Origin of the sequence: Halanaerobium polyolivorans (genome assembly GCF_020711195.1) — a bacterium.
Lineage (GTDB): Bacteria > Bacillota > Halanaerobiia > Halanaerobiales > Halanaerobiaceae > Halanaerobium > Halanaerobium polyolivorans.
Genome location: NZ_JAJFAT010000003.1, coordinates 1 through 17,584, shown reverse-complemented (window position 1 = coordinate 17,584; position 17,584 = coordinate 1). Strand labels below are relative to the sequence as shown.

The window sequence follows — 17,584 nt, the reverse complement described above, 5'->3', positions numbered from 1 at the left end:
GCTTTTTTATTTGCTATAATATATTTTTATTCTTCAAGCCAAGTATTCCAGAAAAATGTCTGCCAGGCAGGTTCAAAATTTTTAAGTTCTGCCCTTGTGATATGAAGTCGACTGTAATCAAGCATATTGAAATAGGGTACAGTCTCCCACATTTTTTCATAAAATTCTTCTACTATTTGATAGCGTTGGTCATAATCAACTTCTCTAACCATTCTCTCAAAAATTGCATCCATTTCTCTTGATTCTTCAGAATTCCAATTTGTTATCCATTTATTAGTGCCTGTCCATCCCTGATGGATCTGGGGATCAGGTACGGTCTTAATAAATGAGGAAAGATGAATATTCCATCCTTCTAGCTCTGATCTTCTTTCAACTACAGTTGGTCTATCAAAAAGCTGTAATTCAACTTCAATACCTATTCTTTCAAGCTGATCTTTAATAGCGATAGCTCCCTGTCTTTCTACTTGACTATCCTGACCACTTAAAATCACCAGAGGTGTACCATCATAATCTGCTTTTTCCAATAATTCTCTAGCTTTATCAGGATCATATACATTATATATACCCTCACCTACATTTTCGGCATACCAGGGGTTACCCTCTTCATGCAGAGAAGGTTCTAAGCGCCAAAAATCTGGATTACCGACCATAGAAAAGCCCATTTCTTCTAAATCAAGAGCATAAACCATTGCTTTTCTGGCATATTTATTGTCAAAAGGAGCTATTCCATTATTGGTCACAAAAACAGCCATCTGATCTGGATAAATAATCTGGGTATTAATATTTGCATCAGCTTCAAAGAGTTGGTATTGGTCTCTTGAAACTTCTTCTGCAAAATGAAACTGGGCTGTTTGAACACCAGAAACACGAACCTGAGCATCAGTAATAAAATTCAGTACTATCTCATCTAAATATGGAGTCCGCTTACCAGCGAAAAATGAGGCTTCCATTTGATTTGGTGAATAATCTTCAAATCTAACTAAGCTTAGATTTTGATCTGGTATCCATTCTTTTACCTGATAAGGACCAGTTCCTACATGGCGGTTGATCACATTATCACCAAATACATCAATTATTTCTTTAGCTCTCACTACAAATTTTTGATTGGAAACTGGTGATGCCATAATATTTAAGAATGGTGCATATGGTTCCTCAAATTTAAATCTAATCCTATAGTCATCTAACTTTTCGGCTTGATCAAAATATGGTTTGATAAGATTGCCGGCCCCATTGATATTCACCCATCTCTCAAATGAAGCCAATACATCATCTGCATCCATTTTTTCTCCATTATGCATCATTACATCCTGTCTAAGTTCAACAATATATTCTCTACCATCATCTGAAACACTATAACTTTCAGCCAGATGAGGTTGAAGCTGAAGGTTCTCATCAAATTCAAATAAGCCTTCATAAACATGGTTCATCATTGCAGTAATCTGTGAATCAGTAGAATTATCACTATCAAGATGGGGAGCAGACATTTTTAAAGCCGCATTTAACCTGCCTCCATATACTCCCTCTGTCTCATTTTGAGCTGCTGTACTAAAAGTCATCATTATCAATAATAGAATTGTAATTATGAAAATTGATTTTTTCAAGATTAACACCTCTTTCATTAATTAATTTTACCTCTTAAATGAGGATCTAAAAAGTCCCTTAGACCATCACCAAGGAGATTAAAAGCTAAGACGGAAAAAATAATCATTAAACCTGGGGCAATAATCAACCATGGTGCTACGGTCATAAAACTTCTTGCATCTGTTATCATTCCACCAAGACTGGGAGCAGGAGGCATAATACCCACTCCTAAAAAACTTAAAGCTGCTTCATCCAGTATAGCAAGGGCAAAATTAAAGGTAGCCTGAACAAGAATTGGTGAAGCTGCATTACGCAATATATATTTAAATATAATATAGGAATCACCAGCTCCTACTGCTCTAGCTGATTCTACATATTCTAAATCTTTAATTGAAATAACAGAACTTCTAACAATCCTAGCCATTTTCGGGAAATAAGCAAAAGATAAAGCTAAAATTATATTTATTTTTCCTCCACCCCAGATAGCCGCCAATGAAATAGCAATAATTATCCCGGGGAAGGCCATCATCCCATCTAAAATTCTCATAATTATTCGATCTAATTTAGGATAAAAACCAGAAAGCACACCTATAAAAACTCCAAAGATTAGGGTTAAAATAACAACTGAAAAACCAACCTGAAGTGAGGCCCTGATCCCATAAAGTATTCTTGTGAAAACATCCCTGCCAAATTCATCAGTGCCAAGAAAATGTTCTGAAGAAGGTGGCTGTAAGCGATTGCGTGGATTTGTGGCATTAGGCTTATATTCTGTTATAAAAGGAGCAAAAATAGCTAGAAAAAGCATAATTGATAAAATGATAAGAGCTGTAATTATATAAGGTTCTTTAAATATACGTGAATTTTTATTAAATAACAAATTTATCGACCTCTAATTATACTTTATTTTAGGATTTATAAGACCATAACTTAAATCAACCAGTAAATTCAAGATTATATATATAAATGCAACAAAAATTATACAGGCCTGAATAACAGGAATATCTCTTCTCATAATTGCATTTATTGCCAAAAAGCCTGTGCCAGGTATCACAAAGATTGTTTCAATTATCCAGGTACCACCAAGCAAAACGGCAAAACTATGTCCAATAACAGTAATAACCGGGAACAATGAATTTCTAAAAGCATGTTTTAAAACAATAACTTTAGCTGAAAGACCTTTACTGCGGGCAGTACGAATATAATCCTGTTTTAAGGTATCAAGCATCGCACTTCTGGTCATCCTTGCAATCAATCCTGCCTGCATAAATGCCAGGGTAACTGAAGGAAGTATCAGATACCTTAAAGCACCCAATCCAGCTTCTGAAAAAGAACTAAAACCACTAACAGGCAGCCAGCCTAATCTAACTGCAAATATATAGATCAAAATCAATGAGAGCCAAAAACTAGGTATAGAAATCCCCAGCAAAGAAACTCCTATAGATAATTGATCCAATATTTTTTTATGGTTAACTGCAGCTGTTATCCCTAATGTGAGGCCCATAACCAAACCAAGCAGCTGTGATGATACAGCAATCATAAAGGTTGGTTTAATTCTACTTAACAGAATTTCTGAAACAGGAGCATCTAAATAAATTGAATTGCCAAAATCTCCTCTAACTACTCTACTTAACCAGCTAAAAAATCTAATAATCAGTGGCTGATCAAGACCTAATTCCTGCTCTAATCTAATTACCTGTTCTTCAGTAGCAAAGTTTCCCAAAATAACTCTAACAGGGTCTCCAGGCATAAGATTTGTTATAAAAAAAGCTATTAAAGCAACAATAATAATTACAGGGATAACAAGTAAAATTCTTTTTATAATATAATTTCTCACTTTTTCACTTCCCAAATTTCAGTTTAATCATGGTTTAGTATGATATGTTATCATACTCACATAGTTTTTGCAAAAAATGGTATTAATAAGTATTTTTTTCTTTTTCGATCAATCAGATTAGCTCAGCATATTCTACTGCAATTTCAGCTCCAACTGCAGCATTATTTTTGACAAGGGCAATATTTGTCTCTAAACTATCTCCACCGGTAATTTCTTTAATTCTATCCAATAAAAAAGGAGTTAATTCTTTGCCTTTTATAGCTTTCTTTTCAGCCTCATTAAGTGCCTGCTCGATCTTTGCTTCTATAATTTCAGAATCGATTTCGAATTCTTTTGGAACCGGATTGGCGATTAATATTCCACCTTCCAGCCCAACTTCCCATTTTGCCAGCATAATATCTGCTGCATCTTTAGCAGATTCCAGTGCCAAATCAGATTGATAACCACTCTGCCTGCTGTAAAAAGCAGGAAATTCATCTGTCTGATAAGAGAGGACTGGAACTCCATATGTTTCTAATTTTTCCAGGGTTAAGCCAATATCTAAAATAGATTTTGCTCCAGCAGCAATAACTGCAACAGAGGTCTTTTTTAATTCTTCTAGGTCTGCAGAAATATCAAAAGTTTTCTCAGCACCTCTGTGAACACCACCAATTCCACCTGTTACAAAAACTTTTATTGCTGCCAACTCAGCTGCAATCATGGTCCCAGCAACAGTTGTTGCCCCATGTTTTTTTGCTGCCAAAACCAGGGGCAGATCTCTTCTGCTTACTTTGACAACTTGATCTGACTGGCCAAGAAATTCAATTTCTTTTTTGCTTAAACCGATTTTTATTCTGCCATCTATAATACCTATAGTAGCAGGTACTGCACCTTTGGCTCTAATAATCTTTTCTATTTCTAAAGCTGTATTGATATTTTCAGGATAAGGCATTCCATGAGCAATAATTGTTGATTCTAAAGCAACTACTGCCTCATTATGTTGCAGAGCTTCTGCAACATCTTTTTTAATATCAAGATATTTATTTAATTGATTCATGATATCTACCTCCATCTTTAATGATTATTTAATTTTTTTAGCTCAGGATTTGAACTATATTTGCTTTGGATGGTAATTGAAGCAGCTCTTATACCAAGTTTAATTGCTGCTTCGACTTCCATTTCTTCCATTAAAGCAGCAGCTATACCTGCAGTTAGAGCATCACCAGCTCCGGTACTTTCTACTATATCTTCTCTAGCTATTTTTTCGGCTGCAAAAAGTTTATGATAAAGCTTGCCTTCTTTTTTGGCTAATAGATAACAACCTTTAGCTCCCAGACTGATGATAACAACAGTAGAAATATCCAATTCAGCATATACTTCATTTAATTTTTTAAGTCTTCCTTTTAAATTCTTTGTTTTTACTGTTTCATTTATTTCTCTTATAGAAAAAATAATCTCTGCTTCATCAAGATTAGCCCTAAGATAATCTATTTTTTTTAACTGTGATCTTAATTTTAAGCTTTTTTCAACAGAAACCGCATCGATTAAAGTAATTATACTACTATCTTCGCAAAAATTTAGTAAATATCTTACAGCATCTAATTTTAAATTTGTATCTAAGATCAAAATTGAAGCTCCTGCAATCAATTCTATTTTGCTTTTTAAATAATCCAAATCAATTTCTGCCAAAATTCTCATATCAGCAACTGCCCCCATTAAATCTCCAGATTGATCAAGGTGGGCTAAATAGCGGCCACTTGGAATCTTATCGGCAGCTATTTTTTTAATATGGTCTAAATTAACACCTGAAGCTGCAGTTATATCTGCCAAAAAATCACCATTATGATCATCAGCCAAAACCGTGAGTAAATAAACATCTTTAGCCAGTAAGGCAAGATCTTCGGCAATATTTCTCCCTACTCCACCTGGGCTTTCTTCTATATAGCCGGGACTGGAACTATATCTAATATAATTATTGCTATAGCCTTTGATATCTAGATTGGCCCCTCCAACTACAACTGCGATCTTTCTCTGCTTGATTTTAATCACCACTCTATTATAATTTATTAAATATATATATATTGTATCAAAAGATTAAGAAAAGCAAAAGATAAAAAAAAGAACCGCCTTGATAAAAAGACGGCCCCTAGTTAAAAATATTAAGCTTTAGACTACTACTCCACTACTTCTACTTCTACATAACCTTCCCAGTGATCATGAAGGTTACAGAAAGCATAAACTCTTAACTTAGCTGACTCTTCTAATTTAACTTGTAAAGTTGCTTCAGCTTTCATATGAGGAGTAAATGTCACTCTAGCTAGACTTGAATACTCTGCATAAAGATCAAAATACTGAATGTAATGACCAGGTTCCATAGGATGGTCAATTTCCTTACCAAAAGTAACTGTTACTTCAAAAGTCTCACCTTTTTTTACCTGATCAGGTGCCTGAATATAAGGAACATGCTTTTTCTCCAGAGCAGTCTTGTCATCACCAGTGTTTTCTAACTTGTTGAGATCATAATAACCCATTTTTTAAATTCCTCCTTATTGATTTATGCAACTTTGATTTATAGTAAACGGTCACAAGCTGAACCTGCAACCATTGTACTCTTAATATAGATAATTATTACTAGTAGAATTATAGCATTATTTAGCAAACTTTGTCAAGAATATAAATTATATCATATAAAGCTAATATAAATTTATAGATTAATTTTAAGCTTCTATAGATTACTTTTCTATTAAAAAGCCTTAATTCCTGCTTGAGATTTAACAATTTTTAACTATAATTTTTTTATTTACTATTTCTCAGCCGCATTTTTTCATTTAAGATTTTTTTACGAAGGCGAATTGCCTCAGGAGTTATTTCTACCAACTCATCATCTTCAATAAATTCTAAGGCCTGTTCTAAGGTGAATTTTTTAGCTGGAGAAAGATTTATACTATCATCAGAACCTGAAGCCCTAACATTGGTTAATTTTTTATTTTTACAGGCATTCACTGCTAAATCATTATCCCGATTATTAAGCCCAATAATCATTCCTTCATAGACTTTAGTTCCCGGCTCTATAAATAGTACACCTCGTTCTTCTAAATTAGAGAGAGCATATCCCATAGCAGTACCCATTTGATTGGAAACTAAGACTCCATTTTGCCTTTTGGGAACTTCACCTTTAAACTCTTCATATTTAGAAAAAGAACGGATTAAGGTTCCCTCTCCACTAGTATCATTGATAAACTCACTTCTAAAACCTATTAAACCACGGGTAGGTACTAGATATTCTAAATGAAGATAACTACCATCTGGTAACATTGACTGCATAATTCCTTTGCGCTGATTTAGTTTGTTGATTACTGTTCCAGAATATTTTTCTGGAACTTCAATCATTACCTTTTCTATTGGCTCATGTTTTTTGCCATTAATTTCTTTCATCAAAACTTCCGGTTTGGAAACTGAGACCTCATATCCCTCTCTCCGCATATTTTCTAAAAGAATAGATAAGTGTAATTCTCCTCTACCTGAAACCTTGAATGCTTCAGTATTTTCTGCTTTCTCAACTCTTAAACCGACATTTACTTCAAGTTCTCTCTCTAACCTTGCTTTTAAATGTCTTGTTGTCAGGTATTCACCTTCCTGGCCAGCAAAGGGAGAATCATTTACCAAAAAGTACATGGCAAGAGTAGGTTCAGCTATTTCAATCATAGGCATTGCCTCAACCTTACCTGGTTCAGAAAGGGTTTCTCCGATCGAAATATCAGCTATACCAGCAATTGATACTATATCACCACTTTTAGCTTCTTCTACATTATTTTGACTTAAACCATGATAAACCTTTAAATTGCTTATTTTAGCTTTTTCAATCGAACCATCTCTTTTAAAAACAGAAACTTCCTGGCCATCTCTGATAGTTCCCTGATATACTCTGCCGATCCCAATTCTACCTAAATAATCATCATAGGCCAGATCATAAACCTGCATTTTTAAAGCTTTATCATCTAAGTCGGGATAGCTATCCACAGTTTTTATTATGGTTTCAAATAAGGGGCTTAAATCTTCACTATCTCCATCTAAATCATAAAATGCTTTTCCTTCAACTGCTATTCCATAAATCACAGGAAATTCAAGCTGTTCATCATCAGCAGCAAGATCTATAAACAGGTCAAGAATTTCATCACGAACTTCTTCAGCTCTTTGATTATTTTTATCTATTTTATTGATAAATACAATTGGTTTTATGCCTTTTTCTAAAGATTTTTTTAAGACAAATCTAGTTTGAGGCATTGGACCTTCAGCAGCATCAACAATCAAAATTGCAGAATCTACCGCCTTAATAACTCTCTCAACTTCAGATGAAAAATCAGCATGGCCTGGAGTATCTACAATGTTGATTTTAACTCCATTATATTCTATAGCACAATTTTTGGAATAAATTGTGATTCCCCGTTCCCGCTCAAGATCATTACTATCCATAACACAATCTACAACTTCTTCATTTTCTCTAAAAACACCACTCTGATTTAAAAAAGCATCAACAAGGGTTGATTTGCCAGCATCTACATGAGCAATTACTGCTAAATTTATTATTTCTTTTTTACTCATTTTAAAATCCTTTCTCTTATAAAGTTAACTTAACTTCCTTATTTTTTGATCAAAATATATAAAATTGATTCTTTATTAAAGCTGCCCAGAGCAGCTTTAAAGCAGAAAAACCCTGACTACTTAAAAAAGCAATCAGGGCTTTCAATTCTATTATAAAACTTTTATTTGCTTTATAACTTTACAATGTTAGCAGCTTGTGGGCCGCGGTCGCCTTCTACGATTTCGAATTCTACTTCTTGACCTTCTTCAAGATTTTTGAAACCGTCTTCTTGAATTGCGGAAAAGTGTGCGAACACGTCGTCTCCATCTTCTCTTTCAATAAAGCCAAAACCTTTTTTCCCATCAAACCACTTAACTGTTCCTGTGTAAATCATTTAAATAATTCCTCCTATTTTCACGATGGAATTGTTACTTATATTTTGTTTTCCATCTAATACAGTTTAGCATGATAAATATCTCATGTCAACCATTATTTTAATTTTTTTCTTGGCAAAATCAGCGCAAAAAAGCCCTGAGCACTTGAAAAAGTATTCAGGGCTTTCAATTCTATTATAAAACTTTTATTTGCTTTATAACTTTACAATATTAGCAGCTTGTGGGCCGCGGTCGCCTTCTACGATTTCGAATTCTACTTCCTGTCCTTCGTCAAGGTTTTTGAAACCTTCCTCTTCGATAGCTGAGAAGTGTGCGAACACGTCGTCTCCATCTTCTCTTTCAATAAAGCCAAAACCTTTTTTCCCATCAAACCACTTAACTGTTCCTGTGTAAATCATTAAATAAATTCCTCCTATTTTTTAACGATGGAACTCTAACTCGTTTTTTTCTCCATCTGTCAAAGTATAGCACTCTGATATAGCTCTGTCAAGGATTATTTATAATTAGCTAAAACTTTTTTTATATTTCTTACGAATTCTCCTGCATTCTCTAACTTTTCTGTTTCTGTTTCACCAGCTGTTATAGCTTTAATTAAGGCACTACCGATTATAACCCCATCAGGATAATCGATAAATTTTTTGACTTTTTCAGGGCCATCAATTCCAAAACCGAGACCAAGGGGGATATCTCCAGCTGTTTTTCTAACCCTCTTTAAATAACTTTCTAATTGAGGATATGGGCCTCTAGCATCACCTGTAGTTCCCAGCAGAGCCACACAGTAAAGAAAGCCAGAGCTCGAATTACTAATTTCTTTTAATCGCTCATCTGATGTATTGGGAGTAACTAATAAGATTTGATCTAAAGCAGCTTCTTTTAAGTAATAAGCTAAATCAGCTTTTTCATCAACCGGCAAATCCGGTATAATAACTCCTGAAACCCCTGCTTTTTTAATTGCCTCTACAAATTCTTTTTCTCCATAATTTAAAACCGAGTTATAATAACCCATTAAAACTATGGGAACTTTTACTTTATCTTTAATATCTGTCAGCATCTCAATTAGTTTTTTTAAAGTACATCCATTTTTCAATGCCCTTTGTGAAGCTTCCTGAATTACCGGACCATCTGCTAATGGATCAGAAAATGGAATTCCAATTTCTATAATATCTACCCCTTCTTCCTGCAGCCGATAAATTAATTTTTCGGTCATCTCTAAACTGGGGTCTCCTCCACTAATATAAGTTATTAAAGCTTTTTTATCCTTAAATTGAGCTGCTATTTTAGACATTTTTCTCTGCCTCCTTGATCTTTTTAAAATTATTAATATCCTTATCGCCCCGACCAGAAAGGTTAACAACAATAATCTCATCTTCAGAAAGCTGAGGGGCTAATTTTTCTAAATAAGATAGGGCATGAGAACTTTCCAGAGCTGGAATTATTCCTTCTTTTTCTGATAATAATTTAAATGCTTTAACAGCCTCCAGATCAGTAGCCGAATGATATTCTACCCTATCAATAGATTTTAAATGACTGTGTTCAGGACCAACACCTGGATAATCCAAACCGGCAGAAATTGAATAGGCTGGAATTATCTGACCATCTTCATCCTGCAGCAAAAATGATTTGCTACCATGTAAGACTCCCACCCTTCCTGCAGAAAGAGTAGCTGCATGTTTACCACTATCAATTCCCTTACCTGAGGCTTCAACCCCAATCATTTTAACTTCTTTGTCATCAACAAAAGGAAAAAATATTCCCATTGCATTACTTCCTCCACCAACACAGGCTAAAATATAATCAGGAAGCCTTCCTTCTTTAGCAATTATTTGTTTTTTGCATTCATCACCGATTATTCTTTGAAAATCCCTGACCATTACAGGATAGGGATGGGGACCAACTACAGAGCCAATTATATAATGGGTATCTTCCACATTCCTTACCCAATCTCTAATAGCTTCATTAGTAGCATCTTTAAGGGTTTGAGTGCCAGAATTTACTTCAGTTACTTTGGCTCCTAACATTTCCATCTTATATACATTAAGAGCCTGTCTTTCCATATCTTCTGCTCCCATATATATTTCACAATCTAAGTTAAATCTAGCAGCAACAGTTGCAGTTGCAACACCATGCTGACCGGCCCCGGTCTCTGCAATAATTCTCTGCTTACCCATTTTTATTGCTAAAAGAATCTGACCTAAGGTATTATTAATTTTATGAGCACCGGTATGATTTAAATCCTCTCTTTTTAGATATATCTTAGCTCCTCCATAATGTTTGCTTAATTGTTCAGCATAATATAAAGAGGTCGGTCTACCACTGTAATCTGCTAAAAGAGACTTTAACTCTTGTTTAAACTCTTTATCATCTTTATAATGATTGTAAACCGCTTCTAATTCATCTAAAACAGGCATTAAAGTTTCTGGAACAAAACGCCCCCCAAATTGAGAAAAATAGCCCTTATTTAAGTCAGTCTTTCTTTGCATTTTTATTGCTTGATTTTCCATGCTAATTACTCCTTTCCAGTCTTTAAATCCTTTACTTAGTTTAATAATTATTTTTTTCAAAAGCTCTTATTTTAACTAGACTTTCTTCAATTAATTTTTGATCTTTAATCCCTGGAGAAATTTCCAGCTGACTATTTAAATCCACAGCTGCAGGCTTTAAGCTTTTTAAAGCAAGTTCTATATTATGAGGCCCTAGTCCACCTGCTAAAATGAATTTAGCTTGCAGAGCCTCATCATTCAATAATGACCAATCAAAACTTCTACCTGTACCCCCAATTTCATCTCCAATTTTAGTATCGAATAAAAAATAATCAACTAGATTTTTATAAAGCTTTATTTTTTGTAAATCTTTTGCTTTATTAATTGAAATAGCTTTAATTTTTTTTAGTTCTGTTTTTGTGATTAATTCAGCTGGCTCATCACCATGAAACTGAATATAGTCAAAAAGTCCGGCTGCTGTTATTTGCTGCAATTCATTCAGATCAGGATTTACAACTACAGCAACCCTGCTGATAAAAGGGGGGAGGTCTTGACAAAGTTCTTTTACTTGAGCAAGATTAAGCTGTCTGGGACTTTTAGCAAGTATAAAACCAAGTGCATCAACCCCTGCTTTAACAGCAAAGTTTATATCACTTTTTCTTGTCATCCCACATATTTTAACCATCACTCTAGCTGTCATGATCAGATTCCCCTTTGCTTAGACTCAATTCTTTTATTTTAGCTGCTGGACTTTCAGCCTTCATCAATGTTTCTCCAATTAAGACTCCATCTACACCAAGCTCTTTTAAATAACTTATATCTGCAGCGCTCTTTATTCCACTTTCAGCGATAATATAATAATTTTGGCGCGGTGTTTTTTCCTGCAGTAATTTAAGCAATTTTGCTGTAGTATTTAAGTCCACTTCAAAATTATTTAAGTTTCGATTATTAATACCAATAATTTCTGCTTCAGTATTCAATACCATATCTAATTCTGCTTCATTATGAACTTCTACTATTACCTCAAGTTTTAATTTTTCAGCAGTAGCCAATAGTTCCTTTAGCTGCTCTAAATCCAGGACTGCTGCAATTAATAAAATAACATCAGCCCCAATAAAAAAGCTTTGATAAACCTGAATAGGATCAATTATAAATTCCTTGCGTAAAATCGGCAGTTCTGTTAATTTTCTTAAAGATTCTAAAAGTTGATTGCTTCCTTGAAAAAATTTTTGATCTGTTAAAACAGATATTGCATCAGCTCCTCCAGCTTGATAGGCCATTAGCTGTTCAACAGGTTTAAAATCTTTTCTGATCAAACCTTTGCTGGGAGATGCTTTTTTTATTTCGGCTATTAAAGTCAATTCTTCAGCTTTTAATTTTTCTATTAAAGAGTGCCTGCTTTTTTTCAATGCTTTAACTTCTTTTTCTTTTTCTTTTATAATTTTATCTAAGATCATCTTTAAAGCACCGAATTACTGCATTGAATAAGTTCTGCCAGTTTAGCTTTTGCTTTTCCAGAATCAATAATCTCGGCTGCCAGTTTAACCCCTGTTTTAAGATCAGAAACTTTGTTATGCACCAAAAATGCAGCAGCTGCATTAAGCAGTATTACATCTCTTTTAGGACCTTTTTTTCCATCCAGAATATCCAAAGTAATTTTTTTGTTCTCTTCTGGCTTACCTCCCAATATTGCACTTATTGGAGCAGAATCCAAACCGGCTGCTTCGGCTCTAAAATTAAATTCTTTGATTTCTCCATTTTTTAAATAGGCAGTTTTATTTAAACCTGCTAAAGATAATTCATCAATTCCACCAGCACCGTGGACCACCATTGCTGATTTTAAAGCAAGATTTTTTAAGACATGGGCCAGCGGCATTACAAGCTCTCCTTTATAAACTCCAAGAATCTGATATTCTGCCTGAGCAGGATTTGTAAGTGGTCCTAAAATATTAAAAATAGTTCTTAAACCAAGTTCTTTACGAGGACCAACCGCATATTTCATTGCTTTATGAAAATAGGGGGCAAATAAAAATGAGATACCAATTTCATCCAGACATTTAGCTGCTGCCTCAGGACTTAAATCTATTTTTACTCCAAGTGCTTCTAAAAGATCAGCACTTCCACTTTGAGAAGATACTGAGCGATTACCATGTTTGGCAACATTTAATCCTCCAGCTGCCATAACAATTGCAGTAGTTGTAGAGATATTAAAGGTGCCTTTTTGATCTCCCCCGGTTCCACAGCTATCTATTAAATTTCCAGCAGATGTATTAACTCGAGCCGCTTTATTTCTCATTACACTTGCTGCTCCTGTTATTTCATCTATACTTTCTCCTTTCATTCTTAAAGCAATTAAAAATGCTGCTAACTGGCTGTCAGTTGTTTTGCCCTCCATTACCATGGCCATTGCATCTTCCATCTCAGCTAAACTTAAATCTTCTCTGCTAACTACTTTTGTTAAATGTTTATTAAACATTCTCTCTCCTCCTCTATACTACCTACTTAATTTTTTGCTCTAAAAAATTTGCTAAAATTATTTTTCCTGCTTCTGTCAAAATTGATTCGGGATGAAATTGCACACCATAAACAGGATAATCTTTATGTTTAATTGCCATGATTTCACCTTTTTCTGTTTCTGCCAAAACCTCTAATTCTTCAGGAAGATTATTCTTATTAACTAAGAGTGAATGATAACGGGTGGCAGGAAAAGCATTTTCAATTCCAGCAAAGAGCAGCTCGGTTTCAGCAATTTTATTAATTTTTGAAACCTTACCATGAACTAACTCATCTGCTATTATAACCTCAGCTCCAAAAACTTCAGCTATACATTGATGGCCTAAACAAACTCCTAGTATTTCAATTTTATCTTTAAAATAGTCTATTACTTTTTTGGAGATTCCAGCATCATCAGGCCTACCAGGCCCCGGAGAAATTACTATCTTATCAGGTGCCATTAAAGCTATATCTTCAACTGAAACTCTATCATTACGGATAACTTTTACCTCATCAAACTCTTCTAAAATATGGACCAGATTATAGGTAAATGAATCATAATTATCTATTACTAAAATCACGGATACCATCCTCCCTGACGACTTTTAATGCATCAAATAAGGCTCTTCCCTTATTCAATGTTTCTTGATATTCCTTAGCTGGATCTGAATCTGCAACAATACCTGCTCCAACCTGAAGATTAAGTTTTCCCTCTGTTAGTGAAAAAGTTCTAATTGTTATACAGCTATCAAGATTACCATTAAAGCTTAAATAGGCAACAGTTCCTGCATATACTCCTCTGTTTTCTTTTTCCAAGTTATTAATTAACTCTATAGCTTTTATTTTAGGTGCCCCGGAAACCGTTCCTGCCGGGAAAACAGCTTTAAGAACATCAAGACTGTCTAAACCTTCTTTCAAGTCAGCTTCCACCTGAGAGACAATATGCATAACCTTAGAATAATATTCAACTTCCATCAATTCAGTTACTTCAACACTGCTGGGGGCAGCTATACGGCTCAAATCATTTCTGCCCAAATCAAGCAGCATTGTGTGTTCGGCTCTTTCTTTTTCATCATTAAGCAGATCCATTTCTAATTCTAAATCTTCTTTTTTAGTTTTACCTCTGGCTCTAGTCCCTGCTAAAGGGCGAGTCATAACTCTATTATCTCTAACCCTGACTAAAACCTCCGGTGAAGACCCAATAATTTTTGTTTCAGGGAAATTTAAATAAAAAGAATAAGGGGATGGATTTACCGAGCGCAGAGCACGAAAAATTTTAAAGGGTGGCAGATCATTTTCTATTGAAAATTTCTGTGATAAAACAATCTGAAAAATATCTCCCTGTCTAATATGCTCTTTTGCTTTTTTGACCATTGTTTCAAACTCTTTTTTACTGGTGTTTGATATCAATTCAGCCTTTTCACTGCTGTATTTTTCACCAACAGCTGCTAGAGTGCTTTTAGTATTTTTTATTTTGTTTTTGATATCTTTAAGTTCCTGCTGAGCCTGAGCATATAATTTTTTCTTATCTGCTAAGCCCATATTTTCATCTAGCTGGAGATTATTTATTATCTTAACAGTATTATGCAGATGATCATAAGCTAAAATTATTTTTGTCATTACCAAAACACTTAATGCTTTATCATCTTTAAACAGTGTTTTGTCTTTTTCAGAATGGAATATATCTTCCCATTTTTCTATCATCTCATAATTGAAATAACCAACAAAACCACCTGAAAATGGGGGCAATTTTTCATTTTCATAAACCTTAATATTTTTTAGATAAGCCTGTAAATATGAAATCAGGTCTTGATCATATTCTTTATCAATTTTATCTGCTTTTACTATCTCAAAATGATCTTCATAATTCTTAAATACAGCAGCAGGCTCTAAACCAATAAAAGAATAGCGATCATTCTCAGAACTTTCCAGAAGATATGAGTAATCTTTATCAGCAGCCAACTTTTTGTAAAGCGAAATAGGTGTTTCGGTATCAGCTATAAATTCTTCATAAATCGGAATCAGATCATATTCTTCTGCCTGGGTTAAAAATTCTTCTAAAGTTATCATTTCTACCTCCTTGGACAAGAACCCAATCTATTTAAAAACAAAAAACGGCCAAAGCTTATAATAAGCCTGACCGTAGAATTTAAAATTTAAAATTTTGAGTTAGAGATAGATATTTTTAGTTTAAGAATTATAAGGTTCGCGAAAATAGCTCTAATAACCCCTAAAATATATAATTATTTTAAATAATTAAATTAATAATCTAAAATAAAAAAAACTAAAACCACGCTATTTTCCCACAGCCTGGTTTATACTAATCTATCTGCTAATCTAATCTCAACTAAATCTCATCTCTACTAAGCTGGGCTCTTCTCATCTCTAATTTTTTTAAGTATATATTATAAATTTCACTTTGTCAAGAAGTCAAATTTAAAAATTACAATAATGTAAAACCAAGTAGTATTCCAAATAATATTCCAAAATTAGATAAATGACTGTGTATATTATTAGATTGTGGTATTAATTCATCATTTACTATATAAAGCATAGCCCCTGCTGCAAAAGCTAAAGCTGCTCCTACAAAAAGGGGAGAAATATTAAAGAAGAATTGGCCAATTACAGTTCCCAGTGGTATCATCAGTCCTGCAAATAAGGTGAAAAACAATATTTTGAGATTAGAAGCACCAGCAGATTTTAGAGGTCCTGCTATTGCAAGTCCTTCAGGAATATTATGCAGACCAATTGCCATTGCAATATAAATACCTGCTTCTGGACTTGATTCAAATCCTGCCCCAATCGCCAAGCCTTCCGGTAAATTATGGAGGGCTATTCCCAAAAAGATCAAAAAACCTGTTCTCATCAATGGAGACTGAAGTTTTAATTTTTCCGGATTTTCTGTTACCAAATGCTCAGAAGAAGATAGATGAGAATGAGGTAGAAATTTATCTAAAGCATACATTAATAGAGCACCTAAAACAAAGGCAAAAACAGCATTAGTTATAGATGATAATTCTAATGCTTCAGGTAAAAGCTCAAATACAGAAATTGCTGTCATAATACCAGCCGCAAAACCAATTAAAACAGCTAAGATTTTTTCACTTGGTTTACCGAAAAATATTAATAATACTGCTCCAATTGAAGTTGATAGACCTGCTAATAAACTATAAGTTACAGTCCCCATGACCATACCTCCGAAAATAGTATTTTGAAAGAAAAAAGACTCCTGCAAAGTAAAATTATTCAGCATGAGGAGCCCTTTAATATTCTTAGCTAATTATAGTATTGTAAAGCCTAATAACAAGCCACTGATCATCCCTGCATTGGCAAAATGACTGTGCATATTGTTAGATTGAGGCACTAATTCGTCATTTACTATATAAACCATAGCTCCAGCTGCAAATGCCAGTGAGCCACCAACAAATATTGGTGAAACATTAAATATAAACATTCCAATCATGGTTCCTAAAGGTGTCATCAAACCAGCAAATAAAGTAAATGCAAATAACATTAATGTTTTGCTTCCTCCAGATTTTAAAGGTCCTGCTATTGCAAGTCCTTCAGGAATATTATGCAGAGCTATAGCCATTGCAATATAAATACCTGCTTCTGGACTTGATTCAAATCCTGCCCCAATCGCCAGACCTTCGGGCAAATTGTGAAGGGCTATTCCTAAAAAGATCAAAAAACCTGTTCTTAACATTGGATCTTTAACCTTTAATTTTTCTGGATTTTCTACATCTAGTTTTTCAGAAGAAGAAAGATGAGAATGAGGAACAAATATATCTAAAGCATACATCATTAATGCACCCAATAAAAATCCAATTAAAGCTATGCTAAGTGAGCCAAGTTCCACAGCTTCTGGCATTAATTCAAATACCGAAATAGCCAGCATAATACCTCCGGCAAATCCCAGTAGAGAAGATAATACTTTTTTACTTGGTTCACCAAAAATTATCAAGACAAAAACTCCAAGCGAAGTTGAAATTCCAGCCAAAAAACTATACATTAAAGTACTCATTTATTAACCTCCTGTATAAATATTTCTTGATTTATCAAAATCTATATCATTTTAATTGCTTAGATAATTAATTTGAAGATAATTTTAATTATCATAATTATATAGCACTCAACTTTTTTTTGCAAACCAAAAAATCATCCGATTGTGTCAAATAACTTTTGGAAATGAGATAAGACTCCCTTATATATTTTTTAAAAAGCTAATGCTTTTATTGCT

The 17,584-nt window shown here is 34.0% G+C and carries 18 protein-coding genes; all 18 read right to left on the bottom strand.

Annotation, left to right across the window (positions count from 1 at the left end; genetic code table 11):
* Nucleotides 1–26: 26 nt before the first annotated feature.
* The 18 genes from LJ207_RS02855 to LJ207_RS02770 all read right to left on the bottom strand — a co-directional run bounded on the left by LJ207_RS02855 (nucleotide 27) and on the right by LJ207_RS02770 (nucleotide 17,368).
* On the bottom strand, nucleotides 27–1,610 hold the full coding sequence (locus LJ207_RS02855; RefSeq protein WP_229344181.1) for an ABC transporter substrate-binding protein: 1,584 nt from the start codon (nucleotides 1,608–1,610) through the stop codon (nucleotides 27–29).
* An 8-nt stretch (nucleotides 1,611–1,618) separates the two neighbouring features.
* On the bottom strand, nucleotides 1,619–2,458 hold the full coding sequence (locus tag LJ207_RS02850; RefSeq protein WP_229343912.1) for an ABC transporter permease: 840 nt from the start codon (nucleotides 2,456–2,458) through the stop codon (nucleotides 1,619–1,621).
* Nucleotides 2,459–2,470: 12 nt separating this feature from the next.
* Entirely contained in the window at nucleotides 2,471–3,415 is a 945-nt protein-coding gene (locus tag LJ207_RS02845; RefSeq protein WP_229343910.1) for an ABC transporter permease, read from the bottom strand.
* Nucleotides 3,416–3,527: 112 nt separating this feature from the next.
* A complete protein-coding gene (locus LJ207_RS02840) occupies nucleotides 3,528–4,451 on the bottom strand; it encodes a pseudouridine-5'-phosphate glycosidase (protein ID WP_229343909.1) in 924 nt (307 codons plus the stop codon).
* A 17-nt stretch (nucleotides 4,452–4,468) separates the two neighbouring features.
* The gene (locus LJ207_RS02835) at nucleotides 4,469–5,443 is read right to left on the bottom strand and encodes a carbohydrate kinase family protein (RefSeq protein WP_229343907.1); all 975 of its coding nucleotides are present in this window, start codon (nucleotides 5,441–5,443) and stop codon (nucleotides 4,469–4,471) included.
* A gap of 125 nt (nucleotides 5,444–5,568) precedes the next feature.
* The gene (locus tag LJ207_RS02830; protein ID WP_229343905.1) at nucleotides 5,569–5,925 is read right to left on the bottom strand and encodes a class II SORL domain-containing protein; all 357 of its coding nucleotides are present in this window, start codon (nucleotides 5,923–5,925) and stop codon (nucleotides 5,569–5,571) included.
* A 265-nt stretch (nucleotides 5,926–6,190) separates the two neighbouring features.
* Nucleotides 6,191–7,996 (bottom strand): translational GTPase TypA, encoded by a 1,806-nt coding sequence (gene typA, locus LJ207_RS02825; RefSeq protein WP_229343903.1) that lies wholly within the window; start codon nucleotides 7,994–7,996, stop codon nucleotides 6,191–6,193.
* A gap of 170 nt (nucleotides 7,997–8,166) precedes the next feature.
* Complete coding sequence (locus tag LJ207_RS02820; RefSeq protein ID WP_202943528.1) at nucleotides 8,167–8,367, bottom strand: cold-shock protein; 201 nt, start codon at nucleotides 8,365–8,367, stop codon at nucleotides 8,167–8,169.
* A 198-nt stretch (nucleotides 8,368–8,565) separates the two neighbouring features.
* On the bottom strand, nucleotides 8,566–8,769 hold the full coding sequence (locus LJ207_RS02815; protein ID WP_013406635.1) for a cold shock domain-containing protein: 204 nt from the start codon (nucleotides 8,767–8,769) through the stop codon (nucleotides 8,566–8,568).
* Nucleotides 8,770–8,864: 95 nt separating this feature from the next.
* Complete coding sequence (gene trpA / locus LJ207_RS02810) at nucleotides 8,865–9,656, bottom strand: tryptophan synthase subunit alpha (RefSeq protein WP_229343901.1); 792 nt, start codon at nucleotides 9,654–9,656, stop codon at nucleotides 8,865–8,867.
* Nucleotides 9,649–10,872, bottom strand: a complete 1,224-nt coding sequence (gene trpB, locus LJ207_RS02805) for a tryptophan synthase subunit beta (RefSeq protein WP_229343899.1) — start codon at nucleotides 10,870–10,872, stop codon at nucleotides 9,649–9,651. The genes trpA and trpB overlap by 8 nt, the downstream gene beginning before the upstream one ends.
* A 40-nt stretch (nucleotides 10,873–10,912) precedes the next feature.
* Entirely contained in the window at nucleotides 10,913–11,551 is a 639-nt protein-coding gene (locus LJ207_RS02800; RefSeq protein ID WP_229343898.1) for a phosphoribosylanthranilate isomerase, read from the bottom strand.
* Nucleotides 11,541–12,308, bottom strand: a complete 768-nt coding sequence (gene trpC / locus LJ207_RS02795; RefSeq protein ID WP_229343896.1) for an indole-3-glycerol phosphate synthase TrpC — start codon at nucleotides 12,306–12,308, stop codon at nucleotides 11,541–11,543. Before trpC ends, LJ207_RS02800 begins: the two co-directional genes overlap by 11 nt.
* A gap of 2 nt (nucleotides 12,309–12,310) precedes the next feature.
* Entirely contained in the window at nucleotides 12,311–13,327 is a 1,017-nt protein-coding gene (gene trpD, locus LJ207_RS02790) for an anthranilate phosphoribosyltransferase (protein WP_229343894.1), read from the bottom strand.
* Between the two features lie 22 nt (nucleotides 13,328–13,349).
* On the bottom strand, nucleotides 13,350–13,925 hold the full coding sequence (locus LJ207_RS02785; RefSeq protein ID WP_229343893.1) for an anthranilate synthase component II: 576 nt from the start codon (nucleotides 13,923–13,925) through the stop codon (nucleotides 13,350–13,352).
* On the bottom strand, nucleotides 13,906–15,414 hold the full coding sequence (gene trpE, locus LJ207_RS02780) for an anthranilate synthase component I (RefSeq protein ID WP_229343891.1): 1,509 nt from the start codon (nucleotides 15,412–15,414) through the stop codon (nucleotides 13,906–13,908). The genes LJ207_RS02785 and trpE overlap by 20 nt, the downstream gene beginning before the upstream one ends.
* Nucleotides 15,415–15,787: 373 nt before the next feature.
* A complete protein-coding gene (locus LJ207_RS02775; RefSeq protein ID WP_229343889.1) occupies nucleotides 15,788–16,531 on the bottom strand; it encodes a ZIP family metal transporter in 744 nt (247 codons plus the stop codon).
* A 93-nt stretch (nucleotides 16,532–16,624) separates the two neighbouring features.
* Complete coding sequence (locus LJ207_RS02770; RefSeq protein WP_229343888.1) at nucleotides 16,625–17,368, bottom strand: ZIP family metal transporter; 744 nt, start codon at nucleotides 17,366–17,368, stop codon at nucleotides 16,625–16,627.
* Nucleotides 17,369–17,584: the final 216 nt, after the last annotated feature.

Bases quoted from the DNA above. Each gene is read 5' to 3' on its own strand.
- LJ207_RS02800 (WP_229343898.1), bottom strand. From the start codon at position 11,551: ATGACAGCTAGAGTGATGGTTAAAATATGTGGGATGACAAGAAAAAGT.
- trpA (WP_229343901.1), bottom strand. From the start codon at position 9,656: ATGTCTAAAATAGCAGCTCAATTTAAGGATAAAAAAGCTTTAATAACT.
- trpC (WP_229343896.1), bottom strand. From the start codon at position 12,308: ATGATCTTAGATAAAATTATAAAAGAAAAAGAAAAAGAAGTTAAAGCA.
- typA (WP_229343903.1), bottom strand. From the start codon at position 7,996: ATGAGTAAAAAAGAAATAATAAATTTAGCAGTAATTGCTCATGTAGAT.
- LJ207_RS02770 (WP_229343888.1), bottom strand. From the start codon at position 17,368: ATGAGTACTTTAATGTATAGTTTTTTGGCTGGAATTTCAACTTCGCTT.
- trpE (WP_229343891.1), bottom strand. From the start codon at position 15,414: ATGATAACTTTAGAAGAATTTTTAACCCAGGCAGAAGAATATGATCTG.
- trpD (WP_229343894.1), bottom strand. From the start codon at position 13,327: ATGTTTAATAAACATTTAACAAAAGTAGTTAGCAGAGAAGATTTAAGT.
- LJ207_RS02775 (WP_229343889.1), bottom strand. From the start codon at position 16,531: ATGGGGACTGTAACTTATAGTTTATTAGCAGGTCTATCAACTTCAATT.
- trpB (WP_229343899.1), bottom strand. From the start codon at position 10,872: ATGGAAAATCAAGCAATAAAAATGCAAAGAAAGACTGACTTAAATAAG.
- LJ207_RS02840 (WP_229343909.1), bottom strand. From the start codon at position 4,451: ATGAATCAATTAAATAAATATCTTGATATTAAAAAAGATGTTGCAGAA.
- LJ207_RS02815 (WP_013406635.1), bottom strand. From the start codon at position 8,769: ATGATTTACACAGGAACAGTTAAGTGGTTTGATGGGAAAAAAGGTTTT.
- LJ207_RS02830 (WP_229343905.1), bottom strand. From the start codon at position 5,925: ATGGGTTATTATGATCTCAACAAGTTAGAAAACACTGGTGATGACAAG.